The sequence below is a fragment of the Streptomyces sp. NPDC057099 genome (assembly GCF_042671245.1).
Lineage (GTDB): Bacteria > Actinomycetota > Actinomycetes > Streptomycetales > Streptomycetaceae > Streptomyces > Streptomyces purpurascens.
In genome coordinates this window covers 1-7070 of record NZ_JBHUTX010000094.1, presented here as the reverse complement: position 1 = coordinate 7070, position 7070 = coordinate 1, and the positions used below count along the sequence as shown (strand labels likewise).

Genomic DNA, 7070 nt, shown 5'->3' with positions numbered 1-7070 from the left:
ACTGCAGGGGGGACCCTGTGGGAGAGTAGGACGCCGCCGAACAATCATTCAAAGGAAACCCCCGTATCTTCGGATACGGGGGTTTTCTGCGTTTAGGGTCGTGGATATGAACTACGATCTCGTCATCTTCGACAACGACGGTGTTCTGGTCGACAGTGAGCCCATCTCCAACCGGCTGCTGGCCGCGTACCTCACCGAACTCGGGCACCCGACCTCGTACGAGGAGTCCATTCGGGACTACATGGGGTCGGCCATGCACCGGATTCATGAGCTGGTTCTCGAGCGGACGGGACAGCGGTTGCCTGAGAGCTTCGACGACGTTTTTCACGCCCGGGTGTTCGCGGCGTTCGAGAAGGAGCTCGTGGCTGTGGCCGGGGCCTCCGGCGTCCTGGAGAAGCTCGCCGCGGACGGGGTGCCGTACTGCGTGGCCTCGTCCGGGAGCCATGAGCGGATTCGGGTGGGGCATCGGACGACCGGGCTCGACCGGTGGTTCGACGAGGGGCGGATCTTCAGCTCGCAGGACGTCGGGCGGGGCAAGCCGGCTCCCGATCTGTTCCTGTACGCCGCCGAGCGGATGGGGGTCGCGCCGGAGCGGTGTGTCGTCGTCGAGGACAGTCCGCTGGGGGTGCGGGCCGCGGTCGCGGCCGGGATGGACGTGTACGGGTTCACCGCCATGACTCCGGCGGAGAAGCTCGCCGGCGCCACCCGGCTCTTCTCCGACATGGGGGAGCTGGCCGATCTGCTGGTGTGAGCCCGTGGAAGATGAGGCAAATTCATCTTTGGCTGGATCTACCCACGGGTAAGCCGGGGCCCTACGCTCGCCGCCATGACTGATGTGCTGCGGCGCGGCAGAGGTTCGTTGGCGTTCAGCTTTTTCGTGCAGGGGGTCGCCTTCGCTCTGCTCGTGACGCGGATTCCGGCCATCCAGGACCGGTACGGGGTTTCCGACGCGCTGCTGCCGGCTTTTCTGGCCGCCGTGCCGATCCTCGCCGGGGTCGGGAGCGTCAGCACCGAGCGGCTGGTGAAGCGGGTGCCGCCGAGTCGGCTGCTGCGGTGGTCCCAGCCCGTGGTGCTGCTGGCGCTGCTCGGGGTCGGGGCCGGGGAGCGGATGGTGGAGCTGGGGGTCGCGCTCGCGGCGTTCGGGCTCGCCGTCGGGGTGCTGGACGCGTCGATGAACATGCTCGGGGTGAGCCTGCAGCGGGCGTACGGGCGCAGCATCATGCTCAGTTTTCACGCGGTCTACAGCCTGGGCGGGATCGTCGGGGCCTCGCTGGCGTGGGTGGGGGCGCACTGGGATCTGGCGTTGTGGGTGTCGTATCTGCCGGTCGTGCTGGTGCTGTTGCCGGCTGTGCTGGTGGGGAGCCGGTGGTATGTCGACGGCGGTGATGCGGGCCCCGTGGCGGAGTCCGGGGTGGAGGGGAAGGCGGGCGAGGGGCAGGGCCTCGCGTTCAAGTTGCTGTTGCCGCTGTGCCTGGTGATGACCGTCGCGTACATCGGGGACTCGACGGTCTCCAACTGGAGCGCGAAGTATCTGCAGGACGTGCTCGGCAGCTCGGAGCAGATGGCGACGGTGCCGTACAACGTGTACATGGTCACCACGCTGCTGGGGCGGACGTTGGGGGACTTCGGCGTGCGGCGGTTCGGGGCCGTGGCTGTGGTGCGGGCCGGGGCGCTGGTCGCTGCGGGTGGGTTCGCCGTGGTGGCGGGGGCGCCCGGGGCGTGGGTCGGGATGCTGGGGTTCACGCTGCTGGGGCTGGGGTTGTGTGTGCTGGTGCCGCAGACGTTCGCGGCGGCCGGCAGGTTGTTCCCAGGGGCATCGGACGCGGCCGTGGCGCGGCTGAATGTCTTCAACTATGTGGGGTTCTTGATCGGTTCGCCGTTGGTGGGCGCGCTCGGGGATCTGTGGAGCTACCGCGGGGCCATGCTCGTGCCGATGGTGTTGGTGCTGGTGACGCTGGTGTACGCCCGTTCGTTCGCCGCTCAACCGGACCGATACGGTGGCGGTCATGAGCGGCCGCGCACAGCTGATGTGGGACGAGGCAGTAACGGGCTATGACTTCGGTCCCGGGCATCCGATGGACCCGGTCCGGCTCGCGCTGACCCGGAGACTGGTCGACGCCTTCGGGCTGGACCGTGAGGTGGAGGTGGTCGCCGCGAAGGCGGCCGGGGAGTCGACGTTGCGGCTCGTCCACCGGGAGGACTACATCGAGGCGGTGAAGGCCGCGTCGGCCGATCCGGGCGCGGCGGACCAGTCGTACGGGCTGGGGACGATGGACGATCCGGCCTTCGCGGGGATGCACGAGGTGTCGTCGCTGATCGCCGGGCAGTCGGTGGGGGCGGCGGAGGCCGTGTGGCGCGGGGAGACGCCGCACGCGGTGAACTTCGCGGGCGGGCTGCATCACGCGATGCCCGGTGGTGCGTCCGGGTTCTGTATCTACAACGACGCGTCGCTGGCGATCGCCCGGCTGCTGGAGCTCGGGGCCGAGCGGGTCGCCTACATCGACGTCGACGTGCATCACGGGGACGGGGTGCAGGCGGCGTTCTGGGACGACCCGCGGGTGCTGACGATCTCGCTGCACGAGCATCCCCGGACGCTGTTCCCGCAGACCGGGTGGCCGGAGGAGACCGGGGCGGACTCCGCGGAGGGCTCGGCGGTGAACGTGGCGCTGCCGGCCGGTACCGGGGACGCCGGGTGGCTGCGGGCGTTCCACTCCGTGGTGCCGGAGCTGATCGCCGATTTCCGGCCGCAGGTGCTGGTGACCCAGCACGGGGCCGATACGCACTTCGAGGATCCGCTCGCGCATCTGGCCGTGTCGCTGGACGCGCAGCGGGCGGTGCAGGTGGCCTGTCACGACCTGGCGCACGAGTACGCCGACGGCCGGTGGGTGGCCCTGGGCGGGGGCGGCTACGCGGTGGTGGACGTCGTACCGAGGTCGTGGACGCATCTGGTCGCGATCGCGGCGCATCGGGAGGTGGAGCCCGAGGCGGTGATCCCCGAGGGATGGCGGCAGGAAGTGTTCGCGCGGACACGGCAGTTGGCCCCGGCGCGGATGACGGACGGGCGCTGGCCCGTGGAGTGGACCGGCTGGGAGGCGGGGTACGACCCGGCCGACCGGCTGGACCAGGCGGTGCTGGCGGCCCGGCGGGCGGTGTTCCCGCTGCGGGGTCTGCTGCCGGGGTGAGGCGCCCCTGGTGGGCGGGGTGGGCCTGGTAGGCCGACCGAGCGGTGTTCGCCGGTTCCCGGGACAGGTGAGGTCCTGGTCGCGGACGATCATTTCGTGCTGACCCCCGAAGTTCTTCGTACGCACCTGGTGGGTGCACGCCTCGCCGGTACCGTGGCCACAGCGCGTGAGGAGAGCCTGCGCAGCTACCGGCTCTTCGCCGCCCGGGACCCCCGTGTGCTGCTCGGCATCGATCCCGAAGGGGCTTGGCAGCAGCGGGAATTGATCGAGCTGATGGCCGACAGGTGCGGGGTTTCGGCCGATTCTCGGTGTACTTCCGGCCAGGACGTGATCGACCCGCAGCGGACGGTGGCCGCGCTGGACACCTTCGCGGACCGTCTCGCCGATGTCGCCCGGCGGGGTGCTCCGGTGCTTCTCGGTACCGGGCACCCGCACCGGCTGCTCGGCTTCTACGCCGCTCTGGCAGACGCGCTGTCGGCGGCAGGGTGTGCGGTTCTCACCCCCGCGCAGGGTCGCTGTGTCGACATAACGACCCGGTTCGGCCTACGCACGTACAACCTCGACTACGTACGAGGAGTCGCGTTGGTGCGGGCGTCCGGGGTGGAACGCCCCGGTTGTGAGCCCGGCGCACATACGCACTCGCCGCTCCCGGTTCGTACCGCGCTGGCCGCGGCGGCGGAGGCCGGCGGGCCCCTGCCCGAGCTGGTGATCGGGGATCACGGGTGGGTCTGCGGGGCAGGTCAGCTGGGGTTCGAGGCCATCGGGCCGGCCGATACGGACGACCCCGCGCCGTTCGTCGGGCAGGCGGAGGGGTCCGTGTCCGTCGTCGTTCCACTTGATGACGGTGTGCGATCTGATTACTACCTGCCGCTTACCCGCTACGTACTCAATCGGGCGTGTCTGTCACAGTAGGCCGTTGATGGGTGCACCTCTTCCCCACTCGCATCACTGGCCCCTACATTGGGGAGTGAGCACGCAGCGACGAAGAGTCACCGGAAGGGGAAGCCGGTGGCCGTCGAGTGCGGAAGGTTCAGGTGTGTCATGGCTGCAGCTGGCGAGAGGCCTCTGAACGAGGTTCAGTTCCTTACCGTGGCGGAAGTCGCCTCGGTGATGCGAGTGTCGAAGATGACCGTGTACCGGCTGGTGCACAGCGGTCATCTGCCCGCGATCCGTGTGGGGCGGTCTTTCCGCGTCCCGGAGCAAGCGGTTCACGAGTACCTCCGCGAGAGCTATGTGGGGGTGGAAACCGCCTGACGGCTGGGGCGGGGTGATCCCTCACAGGGCACTCGGGATCACCCTGGCCCCCTCGATTACGACCTCAGCGCTCGGGCGGGTAGGCTAGCCCCTCGTAGGTCGTATGGGCCCATGGCGCCCAGCACCGAGTGATGAGAAGTGAGCGAGGGTAGTCGTGGGCTCTGTTATCAAGAAGCGGCGCAAGCGGATGGCCAAGAAGAAGCACCGCAAGCTGCTCAAGCGCACGCGCGTTCAGCGTCGCAACAAGAAGTAAGTTCGCGACGCCGACGCCGCGAGAGCGTCGTTGTGGCCCTCCACCCACGGGTGGGGGGCCACACGTGTATCGCCACGCGGGTCCGGCTGCCTCCCGTCGTGTTCCCGTCACTTCGCGCATCGGGCGGTCATCACAGCGCAACACCGAACCGCTAAGTTGGCCCCACGGGGGAACGCGGCGGGGACAAGAGGTTGTGGAAGGAAGGCGCTGATCTTGGGCAAGGTCGTGCTCGTGACCGGAGTGGCCCGCCAGCTGGGGGGCCGGTTCGTGAGGCGGATCCAGCGGGACCCCGAGGTGGACCGGGTGATCGCCGTGGACGCGGTGCCGCCCGAGCACCATCTGGGCGGCGCGGACTTCATCCAGGCCGACATCCGGCAGCCCACGATCGCCCGGGTGCTCGCCGAGACGGCCGCCGACACGATCGTCCACCTGGACGTGACGGGCACACCGCTGGGCAGCGGCAACCGGGCCTCCCTGAAGGAGACCAACGTCATCGGCACCATGCAGCTGCTCGGTGCCTGCCAGAAGTCCCCTGCCGTGCAGCGGCTGGTCGTGAAGTCCAGCACCAACGTCTACGGCTCCGCGCCCCGTGACCCGGCCGTCTTCACCGAGACGACCCCGCCCAAGTCCCTGCCCAGCGGCGGCTTCGCCAAGGACACGGTGGAGGTCGAGGGCTACGTCCGCGGCTTCGCGCGCCGCCGGCCCGACGTGGCCGTGTGCGTGCCGCGGTTCGCCAACATCCTCGGCCCGACCGCGGACACCCCGCTCGCCTCGTACTTCGCGCTGCCGGTCCTGCCGACCGTGTTCGGCTACGACCCCAGGCTGCAGTTCGTGCACGAGGACGATGTGATCGAGGTGCTGCGGATCGCCTCCCACGAGCCACGGCGGGGCACGCTCAACAGCGGCACCTTCAACATCGCCGGCGACGGCGTCCTGCTGCTCTCCCAGTGCTCCCGGCGCCTCGGGCGGCCCACCGTGCCGCTGCCGCTCCCGGCCGTCACCTGGGCGGGCTCGCTGGTGCGTACGCTGGGGATGACGGACTTCTCGCCCGAGCAGATCCGGCTGCTGACCCACGGCCGGGTCGTGGCCACGGGCCAGATGCGCGAAACGCTGGGATTCCAGCCCAAATACACGACCGCGGAAACGTTCGCGGACTTCGCCCGCAGCCAGGGACCCGGACTTCTTCCGCCGGAGGCCCTTGCGGGGGCCGTCGACCGGATCGCCGCACTGCCCCTCGCGGGCGACGGCCACCCCCCGACGCAGAGCGCCAACTGAGGAGCGCATCAACGATGGCGGATGCCAAGGTCATTCCGTTCGACGACGACCGGTCCCGCGGAAGCGCCGTGCAGCGCCCCCAGCGGCGCCGGAGCGCGGGGAACCGCCGCTCGGGCACGGAGTCGGCGCCGGTCCGTGAGGTGCAGCCCCTGCCCACCAGGGCTGTTCCGCAGGATGATGTTCCTGTGACTTCTGAGGAGCAGCCGCCGGAGCGGTCCCAGGACGGCGACGGCGGTCTGGAACGGCGGATCGCGGGCGGGCTCGCGTTCCTGCGCCGGCGCCTCACCGGGGACTACGAGGTCGACGACTTCGGCTACGACGAGGAGCTCACCGACCAGGTCCTGATGTCCCTGCTGCGCCCGTTGTACGACAAGTACTTCCGGGTCGAGGTGAAGGGCATAGAGAACATCCCGTCCGAGGGCGGCGCCCTGATCGTCGCCAACCACTCCGGCACGCTGCCGATGGACGGCCTGATGATGCAGGTCGCCGTGCACGACAACCATCCGGCGGGACGGCACCTGCGCCTGCTCGCCGCCGATCTGGTGTTCATGCTGCCGGTGGTCAACGAACTGGCCCGCAAGCTCGGCCACACCCTGGCCTGTGCCGAGGACGCGGCGCGGCTGCTGGAGCAGGGCGAACTGGTCGGGGTGATGCCGGAGGGCTTCAAGGGCCTCGGCAAGCCCTTCGCGGACCGGTACAAGCTCCAGCGCTTCGGCCGCGGGGGTTTCGTCTCGACGGCCCTGCGCGCCGGGACGCCGATCGTCCCCTGCTCGATCGTCGGGGCCGAGGAGATCTACCCGATGATCGGCAACGCCAAGACGGTCGCGCGCCTGCTGGGCTTTCCGTACTTCCCGGTCACGCCCACGTTCCCCTGGCTCGGACCGCTCGGCGCGATTCCGCTGCCGACCAAGTGGACGATCCAGTTCGGCGAGCCGATCCGCACGGACGGCTATCCGCCGGAGGCGGCCGAGGATCCGATGCTGATGTTCAACCTGACCGATCAGGTCAGGGAGCAGATCCAGCACACGCTGTACAAGCTGCTGGTGCAGCGGCGGTCGGTCTTCTTCTGATGCTTCGCCTACGGCGCTGGGCGCCCCTCACAGGGG

The 7070-nt window shown here is 69.6% G+C and carries 8 protein-coding genes; all 8 read left to right on the top strand.

Going from position 1 to position 7070, the window contains the following annotated elements; translation table 11 throughout:
- Positions 1-106: 106 nt before the first annotated feature.
- The 8 genes from ACFT4A_RS42130 to ACFT4A_RS42095 all read left to right on the top strand — a co-directional run bounded on the left by ACFT4A_RS42130 (position 107) and on the right by ACFT4A_RS42095 (position 7034).
- Positions 107-751 (top strand): HAD family hydrolase, encoded by a 645-nt coding sequence (locus ACFT4A_RS42130; protein ID WP_382841922.1) that lies wholly within the window; start codon positions 107-109, stop codon positions 749-751.
- Between the two features lie 75 nt (positions 752-826).
- A complete protein-coding gene (locus ACFT4A_RS42125; RefSeq protein ID WP_382841919.1) occupies positions 827-2056 on the top strand; it encodes an MFS transporter in 1230 nt (409 codons plus the stop codon).
- Complete coding sequence (locus tag ACFT4A_RS42120) at positions 2007-3182, top strand: acetoin utilization protein AcuC (protein WP_382841917.1); 1176 nt, start codon at positions 2007-2009, stop codon at positions 3180-3182. Before ACFT4A_RS42125 ends, ACFT4A_RS42120 begins: the two co-directional genes overlap by 50 nt.
- Before the next feature lie 96 nt (positions 3183-3278).
- Positions 3279-4094 (top strand): phosphatase, encoded by an 816-nt coding sequence (locus ACFT4A_RS42115; RefSeq protein ID WP_382841915.1) that lies wholly within the window; start codon positions 3279-3281, stop codon positions 4092-4094.
- A gap of 129 nt (positions 4095-4223) precedes the next feature.
- On the top strand, positions 4224-4436 hold the full coding sequence (locus ACFT4A_RS42110; protein WP_004984898.1) for a helix-turn-helix domain-containing protein: 213 nt from the start codon (positions 4224-4226) through the stop codon (positions 4434-4436).
- Between the two features lie 154 nt (positions 4437-4590).
- The gene (locus ACFT4A_RS42105) at positions 4591-4689 is read left to right on the top strand and encodes a 30S ribosomal protein bS22 (protein WP_003948845.1); all 99 of its coding nucleotides are present in this window, start codon (positions 4591-4593) and stop codon (positions 4687-4689) included.
- Positions 4690-4902: 213 nt separating this feature from the next.
- Positions 4903-5964, top strand: coding sequence for an NAD-dependent epimerase/dehydratase family protein (locus ACFT4A_RS42100; RefSeq protein WP_382841913.1), 1062 nt, complete (start codon positions 4903-4905; stop codon positions 5962-5964).
- A 14-nt stretch (positions 5965-5978) separates the two neighbouring features.
- A complete protein-coding gene (locus tag ACFT4A_RS42095; RefSeq protein WP_382841910.1) occupies positions 5979-7034 on the top strand; it encodes a lysophospholipid acyltransferase family protein in 1056 nt (351 codons plus the stop codon).
- The last annotated feature ends 36 nt before the right edge of the window (positions 7035-7070 follow it).